Here is a 20,734-nt window from a genome sequence, read left to right as displayed (position 1 = left end):
AATCAGAAGCATCTTGACACAAACGATAGGAATCATCGCTCTTCAACCCTAACCATATTTTGTAAGGCCTAGGGTTAGTTTTGTATTGTTTTTTTTGGTTCGTGCAACGAGTTAATTTTCAGGATAGAATAGGATATATCTAACATATTAGTCATTGGAGTGAACGATATGAACGTCATTATCCCAAGAGAACACGGTGGATGGGCCATGGTTATTGTCCCATTTTTATTGGGACTGGGCATTGGAGGATTCAATTTCTTTCAGATCCTTGCCTTTGTCGGAACAATTTTGGGCTATATAGGAATAACACCACTTTTAATGATGTTTCGCCAGAAAAAATGGGACAAGGAGCTATTGATGTGGATGTCCATATATTTTGGGGTTGCTTTTCTTTTCTGGCTTTTTCCGATCATAAAATTTCCCGGACTTATCTTAATGGCCCTTAGTATTATTCCCTTTCTTCTGATCAATCTCTATTTTGCAAAAATAAGAAATGAAAGAAGCGTGTGGAATGATTTTTTTGCCATTAGCGGGATGTCCATTGTTGGAATCATGGCATTTTATATTGGCACGGGAGAATGGAATGGAATTGTTTCCTTGCTCTGGTTCACCAACGTATTATATTTTATGGGAAGTGTTTTTCATGTGAAGAGTTTCATTCGAGAGAAAAACAATCATCCGTTTAAATGGTGGTCCAGGGCATATCATCTATTGATATTGCTGTTTCCGTTGGCTGTTCAGCTTCCGATGCTGTCCCTTTCCTTTGTTCCGTCAGCGATCAAGTCATGGGTCATTCCCCTTGATGTCCAATTTAAACCGATTCAAACGGGAATCATAGAAATTGTAAATTCCTTCTTGTTTGTGGTCATCACGATTTTCGTTTTTCGAAATTATTTGCTATAATGTGGAAGAAAGATGAATGAAGGGAGTTGTACCATGAGCTGGCAGTTGGAATTATTTAAAGAATTAACTGAGGCTCCAGGGGCACCTGGATTTGAAGATGAAGTCAGAAAGATCATGAGAAAGCATCTGGCTTCGTACGCAGATGAAGTGGTCCAGGATAATCTGGGAAGCATCTTCGGCAAGAAAACCGGGAATGAGAACAGCCCGACGATCATGGTGGCCGGTCATATGGATGAAGTTGGCTTTTTGGTCACGCAAATCACAGAAAAGGGGTTTATCCAGTTTCAAAATTTGGGCGGCTGGTGGTCTCAGGTGATGTTGGCCCAGCGGGTCCATATCATCACTCCCAATGGACCGGTAGAGGGGGTCATCGGATCCATTCCTCCCCATGTGTTAACGGATGAAGTCAGGAAAAAACCGATGGATATGAAGAAAATGTTTATTGATATCGGGGCAGACAGCAAAGAAGATGCAGAAAAAATTGGCGTTCGTCCAGGTCAGCCAATCATTCCGGTATGTCCTTTTAAAGTGATGGCCAATCCCAAAAAAATCATGGCCAAGGCCTGGGACAACCGTTATGGATGTGCTTTATCCATTGAACTGTTAAAGGAACTGAAGGAAGAAAAGCTTTCATGTACCGTGTATTCAGGAGCCACTGTTCAGGAGGAAGTAGGATTAAGGGGGGCGGCTACAGCTGCCGATATGATTAAACCGGATATCTTTTTTGCCTTGGATGCCGGGCCAGCGAATGATATTCCAGGTTCTGGCGAAGGGTTCGGAAAGTTGGGGGAAGGACCTTTGATGCGTATTTATGACCGGTCCATGATCTCACATCCCGGATTACGTGACTTTTTAATAGATACGGCAGAGGAAGAAGGGATTCCCTATCAATTTTTTGTTTCCCAGGGAGGAACAGACGCCGGAAGGGTCCATATGAGCGGAAAAGGGGTGCCATCGGCAGTGATTGGCATTCCGGCAAGGTATATTCACAGCCATGCGTCGATCATTCATTATGATGATTACGAAAATGCGAAAAAACTGCTGATTGCTGCAGTGAAACGTCTGGATAAGGATACTGTGAAAAGAATCAGAAGCAGATAGCGGTTTGAACCGATGGTTTATCAATAGGAAAGGCTGGATCATGATAATGGGTCCAGTCCTTCTTTTTTATACATTTAAGAAAGCTTAATTTCTTTAAAGGAAAAAAGTATAAAAAAAACTAAAGCTTTCGCTATTAAGTACGTGGCGATAAGCCAAGTTTTTCTAACAAGGATCGCGAAAGGATTTAATTTTTGCTATACTGTCTCCATATAATCATGATCAGGATGATCGAAGAATTTATCTTTTCTGATAAAGGAGTAGATTAGTTTTGAAACCCAATCAGACCATTTTAAGCATCTTTCATCTAAAAGAATTGCTAAGAGAATTTCGGGTGCTTATCTATACGGGAGATCCCTTGGGAGACTTATGGTTAATGGAAGAAGAACTTCGAGAATTATATCAAATGAAGCTGATTTCCGACATCCAATACCAACAGGGCATTCAGGTGATTCGTAAGGAAACCAAAAAACTGGAGGAATCAGGGTATTGAATGCTCCCATTCGTCTTCTCCCAGCATGTTTTTTGCTAAGGAAATGGTTTGTTGAAGGTGAGGTTCAATCTGATTCAAAAGAAGCTCTATTTTTTTAAGTGGATTAGAAAATGGAGATGAAGCTTCTGTTTGCACCTTAGGGAGGGTCTCTTTTAAAACCGTCAGGTATCTTTGTGACATGACTAAGCAGTGAATCAGGGTAAGTTTAATGGCTCTGGATTGATTCCCTTGAATATATCTCTGAAGGGATCCCCTCGCCCCTGTTCTTGCGTAAGTGAAATGGAATAAGGCTGACTCAAAGGTTGAAATATACGGAGACTGAAATGAAGCAACAACTAAAATCTGAGTCCAATAGGAGCATAGCAGTTCTGTGTAAATATCTCCCTGGTGCATATGGGAAATAATGGAGACTGATTGAGACTGACGAAACGGAAAAGGATAGGAATAAACCACATGAACACTCCCTTTCGGCAAAGTATGCATTCCTATAACTTGGCTAGCGGGCGTGTAAATCTCTAGTTCCACACTATAATCTATGAGAAAGTCAGGCAAAAGGATAATAATTGTGTTCCTTTAATATTTATTCAATTTACGATAAAATAGGGGCACGGGTATATAATTTTCGATTTAAGGAGAATGGAATATGAATCATGAAGAAGTAAAGCTGACCGAGACAATCAAAGGAAGATATAACAGAATTGCTCCCATTTTTGACGTGATGGATCGAATGATTAAAGAGGAATGGAGAAAAGACGTATTCTCCCTTGTCAAGGGACGGGTGCTTGAGGTTGGGGTGGGTACCGGTGCCAATCTTCCTTTTTATCCTGCTGACACAGAGGTAACAGGGATTGACTTCAGTCCCAACATGCTGAAATATGCCCGTCGGAAGCTGGAGAAGGGGGAGGGAATAAAAGCAAAAGTTCAACTTCTGGAGATGGATGCCCAGCAGATGAATTTTCCGGATAATACGTTTGATACGGTAGTGACTACTTGTGTTTATTGTTCTGTTCCGGATCCAGTTAAAGGATTAAAAGAAATTCGCAGGGTATGCAAACCGGATGGACAGGTGATCATGCTGGAACACATGAGGAGTGAAAATCCAGTTCTAGGCACGCTAATGGATTGGCTAAATCCCATTCCAGTCACTTTCTATGGAGCGAACATCAATAGACGAACGGTTGAAAATATTGAAAAGGCGGGAATGAAGGTGGTTCGGCAAAAATTTTTGATGATGGACATTATGAGATTGATGGAAATCAGTCCAAATAAATAAGAATTTTTGGTTCCGTCCATATAAAACAAGGGAAGGAGGAGAATAGATGGCCTCTTGGAAAGAGAAATTTACCCAAACTTTCACCATGATTTCGGCCACTTTTGCTTGTCTCGCTTGACTGCTTCCTGTATTGGTGATACCGCTCGGTCTGGGCGGGTCGATGCTGTCCACATTAGCCTTTTTTGCAAAATATCAGTGGTGGTTTATTGGATTAAGCTTTGTTCTTTTGGGATTGGCCCATTGGGTAACCTGGAGACGAAGGTCCCTTGTACACCGCAAGCAAAGAATCATATTATGGGTATCAACGGGACTTACTTTTGCCAGCTTTGGGTACTTTCTCTATTCTCTTGGATATTTTTGATCTTCGGTGCCATTTTCATATCCATAGGAAGGAGGAAACATTGTGAATAAAAAAACGTTCCTGATTTTTGCTTTGGTCCTTCTAGCGATCATTCTCGCCGGATGTGCCAATCAAGGTGAATCAACGGATCTGTCTGCTGCCAATACGAAGGTTCAACCCATTACGGCCGAAGAGTTGAGGGCACAATTGGATGCGGGTCTGGATGAAAATACGGTCATTGTGGATGTACGAGAGCCGTTTCTATACGAGGAAAACCATATTCCTGGGGCAATCCTGATCCCATTTGCTGAATTTGAAAAGGAATACGAAAAATTGGACAAGAATAAAAAAATTATCTTGGTATGCCATATGGGACCCATGGGAGAAGCGTCAGGACAATTCCTTATCAGCAAGGGGTATAAGCAAGTATATAACTTGGAAGGCGGAATGAGAGCCTGGGAAGAAGGGTAAACATGCTAGCGGTTGAACGTAGGAAAAGAATCATGGAATTATTATCTGAAAACGGCAGTGTGATGGTTACTGATTTGAGCCGGAGATTTAAAATATTCCGTATTTGTATAGGGATAGCTGCAATCGTAGTTGAGGGAGGATGAGGGCTTAGTGACAAATCATAAGTTGTATCACGAGGTTTTGGGGAAAAATGGTTCCCCAGTGGTGTTTATACCCGGTCTTGGGGGAACCACACGGTATTGGAAAAGCAGAGTTGAACATTTGTCTGCAGATCAAAAGCTTATTTTAGTCGATCCATTAGGATTTGGAAACTCTCCAAAGCCCTGGACTAAATATACTTTAGAAAGACATTTGACAGAATTACATTCGGTTATAGAGTGTCATGGGGAAGTCACTTTAGTCGGACATTCTTTAGGGACCATTCTAGCAATTGGCTATGCTGCGCGTTATCCCGATCAAGTGAATAAGTTAATTTTGCTCAGCATCCCATTTTACGGAAGCGAAAAGGATGCAGTTCATTATTTTAGGCAGCGGAATCAGTGGTTTATTACAAACTATACCATAGCGGCTCTAGCTTGTGTGTTTACCAGAAGAGTATTTGGTTGGATACTGCCATTCATTTTAACCAGTCTACCCAAAGAAGTTGTGAAGGATATGGTAAAACATACATGGCGTTCTTTCACCTCTACTTTGTGGGAAGTCATTTACCGGGTGGGTTTAGAAAAAGAAGCTGACAGGTTACCTGATCGAATTCCCGTCATTTGCATTCATGGAGACAAAGATCCCACGGCACCGCTTGAAGGAGTAAAAAAATTAATGAAAGGGCGTCCCAATTGGCAGCTTCATATTCTTCCCGAAGGCAATCATCATCCTCTCTTCAATAATACGGATTGGTGTTTACAATTTGTGATCGATAGCGGTTCCAAAGCTGAGCAGATGAAAGACTCTATTTATAAACTCATGCGCGAGAACTCTCCCGCCTATTAGACGGTGAGTGATAGCGCTTTTTCTTTATTTTTCAGGATATACTTCGATCTCTACGGCTCCAGTATTTCCTCCAGTACTATCCAGCACTTCGAAGCGAAGTGAGTTCGTGGTTGCCGGTTTATCTAAGGAAAAGTACTGTATTTGTTCGGCCCCTTTCAAAGAGAAAACACCTAGCTCCACTCCATCGGCATCTAATACCCGAAATCGATTAATTTCTGCACTGCTTCCCATTGTTCGAGTCCAAAAGCCAAAAGCCTTCACCTTATATTCGTTATCAAATCCGATATTAATCCAAGCATCATCTCCATCCCCTGCTGAGGACCATTCAGTTGCAGGATTTCCGTCAATCGCCATATTTGCCCCCCATTGTTGATCATTTGATACGTTTCCGTAATTGGAACTGACCCCTAAGATTTTTCCGCCGTTTTTTATATTTGCTATGTTGATTCCATTCGGCTTCTCAACCTGTTTATTTTCTATGTTGGAAATTATATCTTCTGAAGTCACAAAACGGTTCTCCTTGCTTTGAGATATTCTGCCATCTGACGTGCTGAAATTAATTCGGTAAAAATAGGATGTATTTGGTTCTAATCCGTCAATCACGTTATAATGTTCCCTGTGCGGACCTTCGGGCATACTTTCTACAGCTACACGCTGATATTTTCCTGATTCTGTTCCAATTAAAACCTGACAAAAACCCGGTTGATCCGTGGTAAAGTTTACAACTGTTTTCCCATCCTTAAATGAAAATCGGATTCCTTCCACGTTAAGTTGTCCGAGACTGGACTGCGAGAACATGGATAGTGACGCGAGATAGCTCGCTATGACTATGGCAGCAATGAGTATGATCCACAGATTTTTTTTCAATTTGATCACCTCTCTTTTGTCCGTCTTATCATGAAAATAACACTAATGATAATCGTTGCGACAGCTGTTAACTGAGCGGTTCTTAGATCGAAAAACGTGCGTAAACTATCTCCACGGAAAAATTCCAAGAAAAATCGAGCAAAGGAGTATAAAGTGAGCATCCATAGAAAAAGAAAACCTTCATACAATTTTCGCTTTTTCAGCATAAGTAAAATCCCCATAATGATTAAATCTGCTGTTGCTTCAAACAAGGCTGTAGGAAAAAGAGGGACAGGACCATTTGCTTTATAAGCTATTGAATCAGGCTGATAAATTACGCCAAAAACTTCTGAGGCAATTCCATAATCATCCCCAGCCATAAAGTCTCCTATTCTTCCAATTGCCATCCCAAGGATGAGTCCGGGAGCGATGATGTCGGCTAATGTCCATACAGGAATGTTCCGTTTTTTTGCAAACCAAATTCCAATAAGTATTCCCCCGAGAAGTCCTCCTTGAATTGCTAAACCGCCTTCCCAAATAAAAAATATTTCAATTGGATTGTTTACGTAGGTTTTCCAAGAAAAAATGACATACCATATGCGAGCACCTAATATTCCTCCAATTAATGCATAAACGACAAAGTCCAAAATGATTTCTGGATTGTAACCGTTTGCCTTCGCTTGTCGTTGGGCTAACCACATGCCCAGAAGTGCCGCTAATGCAATCCCTACACCATGTGTGTAGATTGGAATTCCGGCAATTGTAAATAATTTTAATCCAATCAATTCAATCTACTCCTTCCTTATAATTTCTTTTCATAGGACATTGACCTTAGGTTATCGTAGTTTTCATGTAGAAATAATAATAATTATCATTACCAGTTATGTTATCAAATTTTTATAACAAATACCTTAAATTAAGATTAAAAAAAGCATTCGTTGCGGTATATTCTGATTGTAGAAATATATTATCAAACATATCAGGAGTGTGAAAAAAATGACAATCTATCAATTAAAAATCTCTTTAAAAGGAATGAGGCCTCCCATCCGGATTATCCCGAGGAATTGTTTCAGTTTATCTGTTAATGGGAAAGCATGATGGGTAATGCAAAAAAAGCGGTGGGTTAATCAACCCACCGTCGCTCATTTTCTTTGCGAGCGGTTAGCCCATGCTTATCCATCCATTCCATTAGCGGAATCAGATTTTTCCGGGACAGTCCCGCAATCTCCTTCACATCTTGTACGGTAAAACTTGGTTGGGCAAGTTCTTTCTTTAGTTGGGCAATGGTATTTTCAATTACGTCCAGGGACAAATATCGATCATCACCAAAAGAAGTAATCACCTTTTTCCAAAGCAAATACTGGGTGACATCCTCATGGATGGAATTTGGAATCTTTTCTTGCGTCAACCAATCTTTCCATTTGGGAATCTCATAACCTATTTGAATGGTATGTTGGACAAAAGAGGTTAAGAGTTTTTCCATGTCTGCAGATGGTTGGGGAAGAAAGGATGGCAGGAAGACCCATTCATCCTCCGTTGACAGCTCACCTTTGTTTTCCCAATCCTGAAACAACCCTTGCCATTCTTTTTGGGTCAGCTTGGGGAAAAGCTCCGATTTTAATTTGGCCTTGCTGATGCCGCGCCTTAACGGATATGTTTTATGATACTCCTTTAACGATTGCAGGGTTTTAACCAGCCAATTTTGCCAGGTGCTTTTTGTGATTAACATACTGGACGGTTGAAGACTCCCTGTCCCCAGAACAATGATTGAATTATTTGAGATCATTGGCTGAAGAATTTCCTTCAACAAATCCCAGCTTTCTCCTCTTTCTTTCACCAGATTTTCTCCTGTAGTTATTCCTTCGGATTCTAACCGATTTAACAGAAGGGCAGATTCATCCCCCTGTTCTTTTTCTTTGAGCTGAATAATGGTTTTATCTCCGAATTTATGTTTTTTCGCGTAGGGGTCAATTATTGTCCCGCCTCCCAAGGTTGTGGCAGGAGTAGGACGTCGTATGATAAAATGATCTCCCTTTTTAGCCACAATTGGGTCTTTCAGCAGCAATTGGCACCATGTTTGCTCTCCAGGATCCAATTGATTGCCGTGAAAAAAAATGATGGTACCTAATACTTCAGAGGTTCCGATGTGAACCTTAACCAGAGACCTTTGTTTAAGGGAGAATGAGAGATGGGAAAGCATGGATAAAGATACATCCATTCTTTGAGTGGGTTGGAAGATTCCCTTTTCTGTAATGACATCCCCTCTATGAATTTCATCCACCTCTGCACCAACCAAATTGATCGCTGCCCTCTGACCAGAAAAAGCACGGTCAGTTCCTTTTCCATGGATCTGAATTCCCCTTACCCGAATAGGGATGGAGGAGGGGAGAATCATGTATTCCATTCCCAATTGCGCGATTCCTTCATAGATCGTTCCAGTCACTACTGTTCCATATCCTCTTAAGCTAAAGGCTCTGTCAATCGGCATTCTTAAAGGTCCCTGTGTGGAACGGGCAGGGATGGCGGATACCGTCTGTTCCACCTGATGCACCAGATTGGGAATACCTTCGCCCGTTTTGGCGCTTACAGGAATGACAGGGGAGTTTTCCAAAAAAGTTCCACGAACCTCATCTCTTATCTCCTCCTCAACCAGGGAAAGCCAATCAGAGTCAACCAAATCTGCCTTATTTAACACGATGATTCCTCGTTTCACCCCTAAAAGATGAAGAATGTCCAAGTGTTCCCTTGTTTGAGGCATGACTCCTTCATCTGCTGCAACTACTAATAAAACCATATCAATCCCGGCAACTCCTGCTACCATTTGACGGATGAACCGTTCATGTCCGGGTACGTCAATAACCCCAACTTCCATCCCATTTGACAATTGAAATGAAGCAAAACCGAGCTCAATGGAGATTTGTCGTTCTTTTTCTTCTTTTAAACGGTCCGTTTCTTTTCCAGTCAAGGCTTTGGTTAATGTGGTTTTTCCGTGATCGATATGCCCGGCAATCCCCAAAACATAATGGCCCGTTTTATTCAACATGGAGATCTTCCTTTCTGGGGTGAAGTTTTTTGGAATTAAGACTTTCAAGGGCTTTTATAAACACCTGGGCTGATAATTGAATCTCCTCATCTGGGATGGTTCTGAAATCAATGAGGAACTTTTCTTCAGAGACCCTGCCGATCAGGGGAGGGGACTGGCGCCTTAACTCCCTTTCCAGCCTGTAAATCGGATAGGGAAGAGAATGGATACTGACGAGGCAAGTAGGAATAGAGACACCAGGAAGAGTTCCGCCTCCCACTTCGGAAAATCCATCCTCCATTTCAATGGTTCCAGGTACCAGGGAAGAAACAAGGTGAATGAATTTCTGGCCCTTTTCTTTAATGGTTTCCCTCGTCATGAACAAGGAACGCAATGTGGGTATCTCTTTAACAGCCTTGTTGGGGTCCAAATATAATTTTAGCGTTGCCTCCAGACCTGCAAGGGTCATTTTATCCACCCGAAGTACTCTGGCCAGCTGATTTCTTTTCAAACGTTGGATGTATTCTTTTTTTCCAGCGATAATCCCCGCCTGGGGCCCTCCCAGCAATTTGTCTCCGCTAAAAGAAACAAGGTCCACACCTGCTTGGATGATTTCCTTTACGGTCGGTTCCTCTCCGATGCCATAGGAACGAAGGTCAAATAATACGCCGCTTCCCAAATCTTCATATACGGGAATTCCATATTCCTTGCCAATGGAAACCAATTCTTCGGCAGAGACAGAATGGGTAAAGCCAATGGTTTTGAAGTTGCTGGTATGAACTTTTAACAGGAGAGCGGTATTTTCTGTGATGGCATGGGTATAATCCCGGACGTGGGTTTTGTTTGTTGTTCCCACTTCAACCAGAAGGGCTCCGCTTTCAGACATAATTTCCGAGATGCGGAAGGAACCTCCAATCTCGACCAATTGACCTCTCGATACGACCACTTCCCTTCCTTTGGCCAATTCACGAAGAACAAGGAAAACGGCTGCCGCATTATTGTTCACTACCATGGCGGCTTCCGCACCTGTCAATTGACAGATGATCTGTTCAACATGGTCATGCCTGGACCCTCGGGTTCCCTCGTTTACCCGATACTCAAGATTGGAATAATATTTTGTAGCTTGTATCACGTGATTGGTAGCGACATCACTTAAGACCGCCCGTCCCAAATTGGTGTGCAAAACCACTCCGGTTCCGTTGATCACCCTTCTGAGGTGAGGTGAAAGTAAAGAATCAAGGTAGTTCATTAGAGAATTTATCATATCATCAACGGGTGGGATGGTATGAATGTCGCCGGACAAAATCTGCTGGCGCCAGTTTTCTATGAAAGTTCCTGTCATTTGGGAAAGGTAAGTGTGATTTAACTGCTGTTTTTCTGCCCATTCCTTCAGGTCAGGATGCTGCAGCAATGTATGTATCGCAGGCAATTTTCTTAGCAATTGTTTGGTTTCTGTATCCATGAATTGTATCCTCTTTTTCCATCAATTTATTATTTAATGTAATGGAGATTGTCATGAATCGCAAGTTTTTAAAGCATTTTTAAAGGCAATCCTTAGTAAATTATTTAGTTCCGTCCATATAGTTGAAAGACAAGTGGAGCAAAGAAAAAAACCCTATCTTTAAGGAAAGACAAGGATTTATTGGCAATAATCATCAAATCACAACAATGGACTGTATGTGGACAAATAGTTAAGCGGTTATAAATTTTTATTTTTTTCGATGTGATTTTATCATTACTTAGCAGAAGACTCCCATCTTCTATAGTGGGAGATGAATGCTGACTGATTACAAACAAATGTTCCATGACACCTTTTCTTATGGTATAATCCTCATAAGGAATATCTCCATTCGCATACCTATCAACAATGTCTAAAAGTTCTCGAACAAAATTGGAAAAGCTATTTTAAAGCGTTGGAAGACTATTCGTAAAATAGACGGAAATCTTTTGCTCTCACTTGGTTACATAAATCAACGAATTGCACACTACCAATCTATACGAATCAAACGACATCATATCCTTCAGAATTATCTCCATCAAGCAAGCAGAAAAATAATCGAGCTAGCAAAAACCTATCAAGTGGGGAAAATCGTCATTGGCGAGATCAAAGAGATCAAACAGCATAATCCAATAAAAACCTTTGTCCAAATCCCAATTCAACGCTTTGTACAGATGAATATTACAACAAAAACAGACGAATAGAGGGAGGACTATATAGTAACACATTTTAAAAAAGGGCGGGGAAGGAAAAGATGGGGAATCGCAGTTGGGACAAAATCATACTGGCTACACCATATCTGTATCAGCATCGGGGGAATTCCATTACGGCCAAACGCTTATTTCTGCATTTAAGTCAATTGGATCTGTCTGTAGAGGTTTTTCCTTATTTGGAAGGGGACTTAACCAGCGACCATTTCAAAGATCGCTTTTGCCAAAGCACAAACAATGAAAAAACCATCATCCATGTTCTAAATGGATACCGGTTTGCCCTTTGGCAGCGGGAGAATAAAATCCCTCCCCTGAAGGTTCCTTATCTGGTTACGATGACGGGAACAGACGTTAATTACGATATCTTTGATCCGGCAAAAAGAGAGATTATGAGACCTTTATTGGAAAATGCCCAATGGGTTACGGTCTTTATTGAAGAGCAGAAGGATAAAATGATTGAGCAATTTCCATCGTTGACCGATAAGGTAATCGTTATTCCTCAGGGGGTATGGATTTCATTGCCTGAAGAAAAAATAAAAGAAAAATATTTGAAAGAGAAAGAAGGAGATGTTCACTTCTTTCTCCCTGCCGGGCTGCGCCCTGTAAAAAATGTTCTATTTCCGTTAAAGCCATTTCAAAGACTGCATGAAAAATACTCCTGTATTAGACTGACATTGGCGGGAACCAAATTAATTGAAGATATCTATCGTCAAGTGAAAATGGCAGAAAGGATGTGGGATTGGTTCTTTTATGCCGGAGAGGTTCCCTTTGAAAAAATGCCGGAATGGTATTTGCAGTCGGATGTTCTTTTGAATACTTCCTTATCGGAAGGGCAGTCCATGGCAATTATGGAAGGGATGGCAGCAGGACTGCCTGTATTAGCCAGTGATATTCCTGGTAACCGAAGTCTTGTAGTCCATGGTGGAACAGGTTACTTGTATCAAAATGAAGATGAATTTTACCAACTGGCGGAAAGGCTAATCCTTGACCCTGAACTGAGGAAAAGTATGGGAAATAAAGGACGAGAACGGATGAACCAGCTACACAGTCCTTTAGATGAAGCGAAGCGGTATTTATATCTGTATGAAAGCATATGATCTTTTACGATAAGGGTGGAAACTTCAGGTGGATTGTTTTTACCACCTGAAGTCAAGTTTCGCCGCATAAGACGCGCCAATCTCTTTATTTTTCAACAATAATACATCCGGGATGATCCGAAACAACATGACCAATGATGGCCGCTTCTGAAATCCCCTTATTTTTCAGGGATTGAAGAAGGGATTCTCCTTCTTTTTCGGGCAAGGAAATCAACAGTCCTCCTGAAGTGACAGCATCGCATAAAATCAGTTGTTCTTCCAATGATAATGATGAGTCATAGGTCACACAGTTTTCAAGCCAATGATGGTTAGACTTGCTTCCACCCGGAATTACACCTTCTTTGGCTAACGAAAGGGATCTAGGAAGAACGGGAACCTGATGGTTCTGGATGACGATTCCCACCTGGCTTCCTGCAGCCATCTCCTTGGTGTGTCCCAAAAGGCCAAAACCGGTAATATCCGTACAGGAATGAACAGGGTAAGACTCCATGACTTCAGCAGCCGTTTTATTAAGGGTAGCCATGACGGACATGACCCGTTCCATCTCTTCTTCACTGAGTAGATCCTTTTTAATCGCCTGGGTTTGTATGCCAATTCCAATAGGCTTTGTGAGGATCAGCACATCTCCTGGTTTTGACTGGTTATTGGGAAGGATGCGCTCAGGATGTACGGTTCCAGTTACAGCCAGCCCAAATTTAGGTTCCTGATCATCAATGGAGTGTCCTCCTACGATGACAGCTCCTGCCTCTGCCACTTTATCTGCAGCACCTCTGAGAATATCAGCCAGGATGGACATTCCCAATTTTTTTACCGGAAACCCGACAATGTTAAGTACAGTGAGGGGTCTTCCCCCCATAGCATAAACATCACTTAATGCATTTGCAGCGGCAATTTGCCCAAACATATAGGGATCATCTACAATAGGTGTAAAATAATCAACGGTCTGAATTAAGGCCAAGTCTTCCGATATTTTGTAAACACCGGCATCGTCAGATGTATCTAATCCCACAAGAAGGTTGGGGTCAGCAGCCGTTTTTGGTAAATGGCGCAGCACCTGCGCCAGGTCCTCTGGACCAATTTTGCAGCCTCAGCCTCCTTTGCTGGAGAGAGATGTTAACTTTACTTTATCTTGTGACATGATATTGCCTCCTTTCGTTAACTAGTATACACTTCTTTACGGATATAGAAAATCAGTCCTATAATGGTTGCAGCAAAAGATTTGCGATGAAATTTTTTCAAATTCGTTCTATGCGGAAGGGTCATTCTATAAGTAGGTGAAAACATTGAATAAAGAAATTGATATTGAGCAAGCAATCCATTTAAATCATATTTTATGGGTGGATGTACGCTCTCCAGAGGAATTTAATGGGGCCACTATCCCAGGGGCCGTCAATCTTCCTATTTTTTCGGATGAAGAGAGGAAACAGGTGGGAACCGCTTATAAGCAAGTGGGTCCTGATGCTGCCAGATGGATGGCCATGGAACTGGTATCTCCTAAAATCCCATATTTCATGAAACGGCTTAAGGAATGGCTGGACGAGGGAAAACAACCCGTAGTTTTTTGCTGGCGGGGAGGAATGAGAAGTAAGTCCATGGTTACCTTTGCCGATTTGGCAGGATTACCTGTCTATCGACTGACAGGAGGATACAGAAGATACCGCCAGGTGATCCTGGACAAGCTGACTGCAGAATTGCTTCCACCCCATGTGATTGTGTTGCACGGAATGACGGGGGTAGGAAAAACAAAGATTCTTCACAAATTGGAGCAAAGGGGAAATCCAGTGATTGATTTGGAAGGACTGGCTAACCATAGAGGGTCTGCTTTCGGTTCCATCGGTTTGGGAAAACCGAACAATCAAAAAACCTTCGATGCCCTCCTGTTTGAGAAATTAAGTAGAATCAAAGATTCCCTATATGTTATTATAGAAGCCGAAAGCAAGCGAATCGGCCACATCCATTTGCCAGATTTTATAATGGATGCAAAAAGAACCGGTATTCACCTGATGCTTGAGGCTCCCATTGCCAAAAGGGTAAAAAGAATTATTGAGCAGTATATGGGGAATGAAGCGGGGGGCGAACATTTTAAAGAGAGGGTAACAGAATCATTTCGAGTGATTCAAAAAAGGCTTCCTGCCGAGGTTCAAAAAGAGGCTAAGGGAGCCATTGAACAGATGAATTATCATAAATTGGTTGAAATCCTGCTCATCTATTATTACGATCCTCGGTATGATTATTGCACCCAGCAATATGGGGGAGCCTTTATTCATATTGATGTAACAGAAATGGATGAGGGTGTCAAAAAAATAGAACAGATCATTGAGGAAAGGATCCCTATTCCAGTTAGTTAAAATTTTACAGAAAGGATGTTTTTTGTGACTAAAGTTAATGTGGACCATTCAAAATATGAAAACATACGGTTTGACATTCAAGAAGAAGATGTGATTTTAACACATATACTGGAAACCATTCCTTATGAATATCCGGGAAAACCGACCTGGGTAGAGATTCCCACCAATGAATTTACCTCGGTCTGTCCATGGTCGGGACTGCCTGATTTTGCAGATATCACGGTTTCCTATATCCCCAATGAAAAGCTGATTGAAATGAAATCCCTGAAATTTTATCTCACCTCGTTCAGAAATGTGGGAATTTACCAGGAGCATGCCACGAATCGGATTTTGGAGGATCTCGTAAAGGTTTGTGACCCCATCTACATGAAGATAGAAGCCTATTGGAATGCCAGAGGGGGATTGGGGACCCGAATTGTTGTAGAATATGATAAAGAACAGGGACGAGTGTTGCGCGATATAGAATGAGCATCATGGTTTTGATCCAGCATGTAGGATGATTGTTAGGATGATTGTTTATTACAAAACCACTTCGTGAGAAGCATAGCTCTTGAAGTGGTTTTTATTTCTTTGTAGGTAGAGTAAATGATTGAAGGTTAAAGAAAGATAAAGCTGGTCGAGAGAGGGGAAAATAAATGATCAGACGGTTAATTGAGTAGGATAGAAGGATCACCCTCGATGATACCTGTTCTCATGGATTTGTTGGATCAAATTGTTGAATTTCGCCTGGGCTTCAGGGATATCGGCATGTGGAGCATGATTGAAACAAAACCTCATTGTAACGATTCTGCCCAGGAGCGTATCATCTGCAGCACTTCTTCTTTTTCCGGTTCGTTTAAAATTTCATGGTATAAATCGGGAAGGATTTTAAGTTCTTTACGCCTTACCGGCAATTGTTGATAAAAGCGTTCAGCGGCTTCCGGCTTGACCAGTTTGTCGGTTCCTGCCTGAAGAATCAGGAAGGGGACATCGGGAATCGAGGAAATCTCTTCCCACAATTGCTTCATTTCTTTCTGCAGGGCAATATACCAGCGGATGCTTACTTTATGGGAAATCAGAGGATCCCTGGCGTAGGATTGAACCACCTGGGGATCCCGGCTTACCTGTTCCGGTTGAATTCCTGATGGCATCTGCAGTTGGGGATAGATGTTCCTGATCAAGCGGGCCATTTTGTCCTTCCATTCAGGAACTTCCAGCTGCAGCTCAAATAAGGGAGAGGAAAGGATCACGCCCCTCGGCAAAACAGACAGGGAGGTGGTTTCCATTAACCTTGCTGCCACCAATCCCCCCATGCTATGTCCCATCAGATAATGAGGGACTTGAGGAATTAATGAAGTTATTTCATCCCACCACAAGTTGGCGGTTGAGATGTATTGCTGAAACGATTCGATATCCCCCTTTTTGCCGGGGGATTTTCCATGTCCAGGCAAATCGCCTGAATAGAGGGAAATCCCTTGTTGATTAAACCATTGTCCGACATGATCATATCGTTCACAATGTTCCGCTGCCCCATGAATCAAAAGGATGACCGCCTTCGGCTTTTCAACGGTCCAGTGTTTCCGATAAAATAAATCACCCATTTTTTACCTCCTCATATAATTGGTTGACTTAGTCATAAGCAAGCCGTTTTTTGTATTGTATTCTTCATCTCCTTCACTTTCTCCTTTTCACAAAAAATGCAACTTTCTCTGATGTATATATGGTATAATAATTAAAATCATTTCGTAAGACGGGCTTTGACAGCAGAATTTTTGGAAGGAGGATGTTCATCATGACCCAATTGGTGGATCAGTATGGACGGATTCACGATTATTTAAGGATTTCGGTAACGGACCGCTGTAATCTCCGCTGTGTTTATTGTATGCCTGCAGAGGGAATGGTCTTTGATCCCCCTGAAAAGATTATGCGTTATGAAGAAATAGAAGAAGTGGTTAAGGTAGCTGCTAAATTGGGAGTAAGCAAGTTAAGATTAACTGGTGGGGAACCATTGGTTCGTAAGGATATTGAAATATTAGTTGAGAAATTGTCTGCAATCCCTGGAATTAAGGATATTGCGTTGACCACCAATGGGATTTTCCTGGCAAAAAAGGCCAAAAGATTAAAGGAAGCGGGGATAACCCGTGTCAATTTAAGTTTGGACAGCATGAATCCGGTTACATTCAGTGAAATAACCAGGGGTGGAGATTTAAGCAAAGTGATAGCCGGTTTGGAAGCTTGCTTTGAAGTAGGGATTGCTCCTGTCAAAATAAACGTGGTCTTGATGAAAGGAATGAATGACGGTGAGGTTGATGATTTCCTCCAATTAGCGATGGAAAAACCGGTACATATTCGCTTTATCGAATATATGCCGATCGGTCATGACGATGATGGGTGGAAAAACCGCTATTTTCCCTTATCAAATGTGCTGGATCATATTAAGAAGTTGGGGTATCAACCAGTGGCGGAGGGAACAGTTCCTGGGAATGGCCCTGCTGATTACTGGAAACATCCCGATGCAAAGGGAAATGTCGGTTTTATTCATCCGGTTAGTGACCATTTTTGCCAAACTTGCACGAGACTTCGTTTGACCGCAGATGGATATATTAAACCCTGTCTTTTTTGGCAGGATGAATTGTTTGTCCGCCGACATATCGGTAATGAAGAAGCTATTGCAGATGTATTTAAAAAGGCATTAAACATAAAGCCTGAAAATCATGAGATGGCCCAGAAATTGATTGGTGAAGATACTACGTTTCAGCCCACCATTCGAAGGATGTCACAAATAGGGGGATAGAAATGAGCCAGCTGACACATTTTAACGAACAAAATCGGGCAAAAATGGTAGATGTATCAGAAAAACAGGAAACCCATCGAGTGGCGGTTGCCCATTCCTGTGTCGTGATGAAACCGGAAACCATGAGGCGGATTCGGGAGGGAAAGGTTGGTAAGGGAGACGTATTGGCAGTGGCTCAGGTGGCAGGAGTTATGGCGGCCAAAAAGACATGGGATCTTATTCCCATGTGCCACCCAATTCCCATCAGCGGAGTGGATATTCAATTTCATGAGGAAGCCGACCATATCATTCAGATTGAAGCAACAGTGAAGACAAAAGGGGTAACAGGGGTGGAGATGGAAGCTCTTACCGCCGCCAGTGTTGCTGCATTAACTATCTATGATATGTGTAAAGCCATGGATAAAGGAATGGAATTGGGTCCAACCTATTTAGTTCACAAATCAGGTGGAAAAAGCGGAGATTTTCACAGGAATTAACTTACGGAGAACCTTCACATCGAAGGTTTTCTTTTTTTTTATGAATAATCCTGATATTTGCATAGATTTTGTTCTCTTACATGATACTAAAACTAGTTTCTAAGGGAGGTGACAACATGGCAACCAGACAACAAATTCAACAGTGCATTACGGACTGCACCAATGCGGCCAATATGCTTCGGTCAGCAACCAATACCGTCCCGAAGGCTGCAATCAGGGATATGCTTACTCAAGGGGCACATCATATCGAGACGTGCATCCGTCAGTGTGAACAAGCCTCGATGCAGGTCCAATAACAAGGTAATCTTTAATATTAAAAAGAGGTGAGTAATAATGCCGAATGCCATTAATGATGTTCAACAATGTATCCAGCAGTGCCAGCAGACCTCACAACAATTGCGCAGCATGGCAAATCAGACAAACAATCAAATGGTTAAATCAACATTGACAGAAGCTGCCCATCATTTAGACTTGTGCATTGAAGAATGCCAATTTTCATTACAGCAGCTTCAAACGCCTGCAATGGCGTAAAATTGGATGTAAGAGTAATAGATGTACGATGAAAAATAAAAGGATTGGGTTGATCCCGATCCTTTTTTATGACGAGCAACTCTTCCAAAATAAACCGATGCGCATTTGAACCAATGAGCATTTGTTCTTTTTCAGATGTGGAAAATATGGTATGATGTAGAAAGCGGAAAATTCAGCTTTTTTAACCAATTGTAAAATGCAATAAAATGAAAGAAGGTGGCAAATCCTTATTGGATTTGACATAAAGATGAATACTTAATAAGGGGGATGATTTCGTGAAGAGACACCTTGTTCTGCTGTTCTCGCTGCTGCTTATTTTCTCCATTGCCCTGGTTGGGTGTGGAAAAAAGGAGGAAGCAGGGGGTCAATCAACGGAAGGAGCCAAATCCACTGAAGGGACTCAAGTAACTGAAGAAGAAAAGTCTTCAGGGGGAAAAACCCTTGAACTTCTCATGGCAACAGGGGGAACAGGAGGAACCTATTACCCGCTTGGCGGGGCCATTGCCAGCGTTTGGAGCAAAAACATTGACAATGTAAACGTAACGGTTCAGTCAACAGGTGCTTCAGTAGAAAACATGAGACTTCTTGGTAACAAGGAAACAGAATTGGCGATGGCGATCAATGCCATAGCTGCAGATGCTTACAATGGAAAAGGAAAATTTGATCAGCCAATCACGAATGTTCGTGCCATTGGTGTCGTTTATCCTGAAGTAGTACAGATTATCACACCGGCTGACAGCGGCATTAAGACCGTAAATGATCTGAAAGGAAAAAGGGTTAATTTAGGACCTCCGGGGAGCGGTACTGCCGTGGCTGCCGAGCAGATTCTTCAAGCTTACGGGATGAGTACTTCTGATGTGGAACCGTTTAATGATACTTTTGCCGATGCAGCAACAAAGATAAAGGATGGTTTATTAGATGCCGCTTTTGCCATTCTGGCCGTTCCTGCCGGTAATGTGGAAGATATCGCTACATCCAAGGATGTGAATATTGTAAGTATCACTGGAGATGGATTGAAAAAATTACAGGCTGATCATCCCTTCTATGCGGTTTATACCATACCTGCCAACACCTATAAGGGACAAACTGAGGATGTACAGACGGTAGCGGAAAAAGCAGTGATGTATGCCTTGGAAGATCTGCCTGAAGATGTGGTATACAACTTGACAAAGTTGATGTACGAGAAAAAGGATGAAATAGCCAAGGGGCATGCCCGTGGTGAACAAATCAACCTGGATAGCGCTTTAGATGGTGTTACCTTGCCCCTTCATCCAGGTGCTGAGAAATATTATAAGGAAAAGGGATTGAAATAAGTGGTTCAACAGAAAGGATTGAGTGCCCTTAGGGGTGCTCAATCTCCTTGGTTTATTGGACTATTCGTCCTTTTTTTTCTTATGATTGCTTTAGGAATTAGTTTGTTTTTTTATCAGAGGACATTTTTGGTTAAATTTGTCATAGAGGATGCCAAAACCAAGAACATTGTTTTCTCGAAGACGATGAAAATCGGTGAATCTTTTAAATTAAACTACATTCATTCCGTCACCAATCAGCCGGTAGAAGAGGTGTTTTATGTAAAGGATGCCAATACCTTGGCGATGAAGGAGATGAGGTATGACTCCTTTGGTGCCAATTTGCCTGTTGGACCGGAAAAATTAGCGGAAGAAACCACCTCATTTATTTCGGAAGAAGGATACTATCGTGTAGTATATGAGAATCGAGTATTTGATGCGATACCTTTGCGAGTAGGTCAGGTAATAGCGAATCATCAACTGTTTTTTTCAGATGGATCAAGGCTTTCTTTCCAAGATATCGTCCCGGGAGGGACTTATGTCAAGATGAGGGTACAACCGTATCAGTGAGGAGGGAGG

24 protein-coding genes are annotated in these 20,734 nt (G+C 41.9%); 17 read left to right on the top strand and 7 right to left on the bottom strand.

Translation table 11 applies throughout. The features are described 5' to 3' along the window. The first annotated feature begins 168 nt into the window (after nt 1-168). The 3 genes from L1765_RS09345 to L1765_RS09335 all read left to right on the top strand — a co-directional run bounded on the left by L1765_RS09345 (nt 169) and on the right by L1765_RS09335 (nt 2,494). A complete protein-coding gene (locus L1765_RS09345; RefSeq protein WP_236406553.1) occupies nt 169-903 on the top strand; it encodes a YwiC-like family protein in 735 nt (244 codons plus the stop codon). A 12-nt stretch (nt 904-915) separates the two neighbouring features. Next, complete coding sequence (locus L1765_RS09340) at nt 916-2,004, top strand: M42 family metallopeptidase (RefSeq protein ID WP_407942241.1); 1,089 nt, start codon at nt 916-918, stop codon at nt 2,002-2,004. Between the two features lie 268 nt (nt 2,005-2,272). Then, nucleotides 2,273-2,494: a YqgQ family protein gene (locus tag L1765_RS09335; RefSeq protein ID WP_236406551.1), complete on the top strand. Its 222-nt coding sequence runs from the start codon at nt 2,273-2,275 to the stop codon at nt 2,492-2,494. Here the strand turns inward: L1765_RS09335 and L1765_RS09330 are convergent. Continuing rightward, a complete protein-coding gene (locus tag L1765_RS09330) occupies nt 2,483-2,947 on the bottom strand; it encodes a hypothetical protein (RefSeq protein ID WP_236406549.1) in 465 nt (154 codons plus the stop codon). The two genes, L1765_RS09335 and L1765_RS09330, sit on opposite strands and share 12 nt — an antisense overlap. A 190-nt stretch (nt 2,948-3,137) precedes the next feature. Here L1765_RS09330 and L1765_RS09325 point away from each other — a divergent pair, with 190 nt between their 5' ends. The 4 genes from L1765_RS09325 to L1765_RS09310 all read left to right on the top strand — a co-directional run bounded on the left by L1765_RS09325 (nt 3,138) and on the right by L1765_RS09310 (nt 5,565). Beyond that, the gene (locus tag L1765_RS09325) at nt 3,138-3,767 is read left to right on the top strand and encodes a class I SAM-dependent methyltransferase (RefSeq protein WP_236406548.1); all 630 of its coding nucleotides are present in this window, start codon (nt 3,138-3,140) and stop codon (nt 3,765-3,767) included. A 46-nt stretch (nt 3,768-3,813) separates the two neighbouring features. Beyond that, the gene (locus tag L1765_RS16120) at nt 3,814-4,128 is read left to right on the top strand and encodes a putative mercuric transport protein (protein ID WP_329610004.1); all 315 of its coding nucleotides are present in this window, start codon (nt 3,814-3,816) and stop codon (nt 4,126-4,128) included. A 42-nt stretch (nt 4,129-4,170) separates the two neighbouring features. Then, the gene (locus L1765_RS09315; RefSeq protein ID WP_236406545.1) at nt 4,171-4,578 is read left to right on the top strand and encodes a rhodanese-like domain-containing protein; all 408 of its coding nucleotides are present in this window, start codon (nt 4,171-4,173) and stop codon (nt 4,576-4,578) included. 150 nt (nt 4,579-4,728) lie between these two features. Then, a complete protein-coding gene (locus L1765_RS09310; protein ID WP_236406544.1) occupies nt 4,729-5,565 on the top strand; it encodes an alpha/beta fold hydrolase in 837 nt (278 codons plus the stop codon). Between the two features lie 24 nt (nt 5,566-5,589). On the opposite strand, the gene L1765_RS09305 is transcribed toward L1765_RS09310, so the two are convergent. The 4 genes from L1765_RS09305 to selA all read right to left on the bottom strand — a co-directional run bounded on the left by L1765_RS09305 (nt 5,590) and on the right by selA (nt 10,895). Continuing rightward, nucleotides 5,590-6,432 carry a discoidin domain-containing protein gene (locus L1765_RS09305; protein ID WP_236406543.1) on the bottom strand — a complete coding sequence of 281 codons (843 nt, stop codon included), beginning with the start codon at nt 6,430-6,432 and terminating at the stop codon, nt 5,590-5,592. A gap of 5 nt (nt 6,433-6,437) precedes the next feature. Beyond that, nucleotides 6,438-7,196 (bottom strand): prolipoprotein diacylglyceryl transferase, encoded by a 759-nt coding sequence (gene lgt / locus L1765_RS09300; RefSeq protein ID WP_236406540.1) that lies wholly within the window; start codon nt 7,194-7,196, stop codon nt 6,438-6,440. A 338-nt stretch (nt 7,197-7,534) separates the two neighbouring features. Further along, a complete protein-coding gene (selB, locus tag L1765_RS09295; RefSeq protein WP_236406538.1) occupies nt 7,535-9,454 on the bottom strand; it encodes a selenocysteine-specific translation elongation factor in 1,920 nt (639 codons plus the stop codon). Beyond that, on the bottom strand, nt 9,444-10,895 hold the full coding sequence (selA, locus tag L1765_RS09290; protein WP_236406537.1) for an L-seryl-tRNA(Sec) selenium transferase: 1,452 nt from the start codon (nt 10,893-10,895) through the stop codon (nt 9,444-9,446). The genes selB and selA overlap by 11 nt, the downstream gene beginning before the upstream one ends. A 485-nt stretch (nt 10,896-11,380) precedes the next feature. Between selA and L1765_RS09285 the strand changes: the two genes are divergently transcribed. After that, entirely contained in the window at nt 11,381-11,635 is a 255-nt protein-coding gene (locus L1765_RS09285) for a hypothetical protein (protein WP_236406536.1), read from the top strand. A 50-nt stretch (nt 11,636-11,685) separates the two neighbouring features. Further along, nucleotides 11,686-12,738 (top strand): glycosyltransferase, encoded by a 1,053-nt coding sequence (locus L1765_RS09280; RefSeq protein WP_236406534.1) that lies wholly within the window; start codon nt 11,686-11,688, stop codon nt 12,736-12,738. 85 nt (nt 12,739-12,823) lie between these two features. On the opposite strand, the gene selD is transcribed toward L1765_RS09280, so the two are convergent. Further along, nucleotides 12,824-13,876 (bottom strand): selenide, water dikinase SelD, encoded by a 1,053-nt coding sequence (selD, locus tag L1765_RS09275; RefSeq protein ID WP_268928822.1) that lies wholly within the window; start codon nt 13,874-13,876, stop codon nt 12,824-12,826. A gap of 145 nt (nt 13,877-14,021) precedes the next feature. Here selD and mnmH point away from each other — a divergent pair, with 145 nt between their 5' ends. Together mnmH and queF are read left to right on the top strand one after the other, a co-directional pair. After that, a complete protein-coding gene (mnmH, locus tag L1765_RS09270; RefSeq protein WP_236406533.1) occupies nt 14,022-15,086 on the top strand; it encodes a tRNA 2-selenouridine(34) synthase MnmH in 1,065 nt (354 codons plus the stop codon). 24 nt (nt 15,087-15,110) lie between these two features. Next, entirely contained in the window at nt 15,111-15,554 is a 444-nt protein-coding gene (queF, locus tag L1765_RS09265; RefSeq protein ID WP_236406532.1) for a preQ(1) synthase, read from the top strand. Nucleotides 15,555-15,859: 305 nt separating this feature from the next. On the opposite strand, the gene L1765_RS09260 is transcribed toward queF, so the two are convergent. Further along, nucleotides 15,860-16,666: an alpha/beta hydrolase gene (locus L1765_RS09260; protein WP_236406531.1), complete on the bottom strand. Its 807-nt coding sequence runs from the start codon at nt 16,664-16,666 to the stop codon at nt 15,860-15,862. Nucleotides 16,667-16,857: 191 nt separating this feature from the next. Here L1765_RS09260 and moaA point away from each other — a divergent pair, with 191 nt between their 5' ends. The 6 genes from moaA to L1765_RS09230 all read left to right on the top strand — a co-directional run bounded on the left by moaA (nt 16,858) and on the right by L1765_RS09230 (nt 20,725). Further along, on the top strand, nt 16,858-17,859 hold the full coding sequence (gene moaA, locus L1765_RS09255; protein ID WP_236406520.1) for a GTP 3',8-cyclase MoaA: 1,002 nt from the start codon (nt 16,858-16,860) through the stop codon (nt 17,857-17,859). 2 nt (nt 17,860-17,861) lie between these two features. Beyond that, nucleotides 17,862-18,335, top strand: a complete 474-nt coding sequence (moaC, locus tag L1765_RS09250) for a cyclic pyranopterin monophosphate synthase MoaC (RefSeq protein ID WP_236406519.1) — start codon at nt 17,862-17,864, stop codon at nt 18,333-18,335. Between the two features lie 116 nt (nt 18,336-18,451). Continuing rightward, nucleotides 18,452-18,631, top strand: a complete 180-nt coding sequence (locus tag L1765_RS09245; RefSeq protein ID WP_236406518.1) for a hypothetical protein — start codon at nt 18,452-18,454, stop codon at nt 18,629-18,631. Between the two features lie 37 nt (nt 18,632-18,668). Beyond that, nucleotides 18,669-18,866, top strand: a complete 198-nt coding sequence (locus tag L1765_RS09240) for a hypothetical protein (protein ID WP_236406517.1) — start codon at nt 18,669-18,671, stop codon at nt 18,864-18,866. Nucleotides 18,867-19,141: 275 nt separating this feature from the next. After that, nucleotides 19,142-20,179 (top strand): TAXI family TRAP transporter solute-binding subunit, encoded by a 1,038-nt coding sequence (locus L1765_RS09235; RefSeq protein WP_236406516.1) that lies wholly within the window; start codon nt 19,142-19,144, stop codon nt 20,177-20,179. Next, nucleotides 20,180-20,725, top strand: a complete 546-nt coding sequence (locus tag L1765_RS09230; protein WP_236406515.1) for a DUF1850 domain-containing protein — start codon at nt 20,180-20,182, stop codon at nt 20,723-20,725. Nucleotides 20,726-20,734 lie beyond the last annotated feature (9 nt).

Origin of the sequence: Microaerobacter geothermalis (assembly GCF_021608135.1) — a bacterium.
Lineage (GTDB): Bacteria > Bacillota > Bacilli > DSM-22679 > DSM-22679 > Microaerobacter > Microaerobacter geothermalis.
The sequence above is the reverse complement of the archived record's forward strand: the minus strand, read 5'-3'. Positions and strand labels throughout refer to the sequence as shown.

Coding starts and splice junctions, on each gene's coding strand:
- L1765_RS09345 (WP_236406553.1), top strand. CDS start 169: ATGAACGTCATTATCCCAAGAGAACACGGTGGATGGGCCATGGTTATT.
- L1765_RS09340 (WP_407942241.1), top strand. CDS start 916: ATGAATGAAGGGAGTTGTACCATGAGCTGGCAGTTGGAATTATTTAAA.
- L1765_RS09325 (WP_236406548.1), top strand. CDS start 3,138: ATGAATCATGAAGAAGTAAAGCTGACCGAGACAATCAAAGGAAGATAT.
- selB (WP_236406538.1), bottom strand. CDS start 9,454: ATGTTGAATAAAACGGGCCATTATGTTTTGGGGATTGCCGGGCATATC.
- selA (WP_236406537.1), bottom strand. CDS start 10,895: ATGGATACAGAAACCAAACAATTGCTAAGAAAATTGCCTGCGATACAT.
- L1765_RS09280 (WP_236406534.1), top strand. CDS start 11,686: ATGGGGAATCGCAGTTGGGACAAAATCATACTGGCTACACCATATCTG.
- L1765_RS09260 (WP_236406531.1), bottom strand. CDS start 16,666: ATGGGTGATTTATTTTATCGGAAACACTGGACCGTTGAAAAGCCGAAG.
- moaA (WP_236406520.1), top strand. CDS start 16,858: ATGACCCAATTGGTGGATCAGTATGGACGGATTCACGATTATTTAAGG.
- moaC (WP_236406519.1), top strand. CDS start 17,862: ATGAGCCAGCTGACACATTTTAACGAACAAAATCGGGCAAAAATGGTA.
- L1765_RS09245 (WP_236406518.1), top strand. CDS start 18,452: ATGGCAACCAGACAACAAATTCAACAGTGCATTACGGACTGCACCAAT.
- L1765_RS09240 (WP_236406517.1), top strand. CDS start 18,669: ATGCCGAATGCCATTAATGATGTTCAACAATGTATCCAGCAGTGCCAG.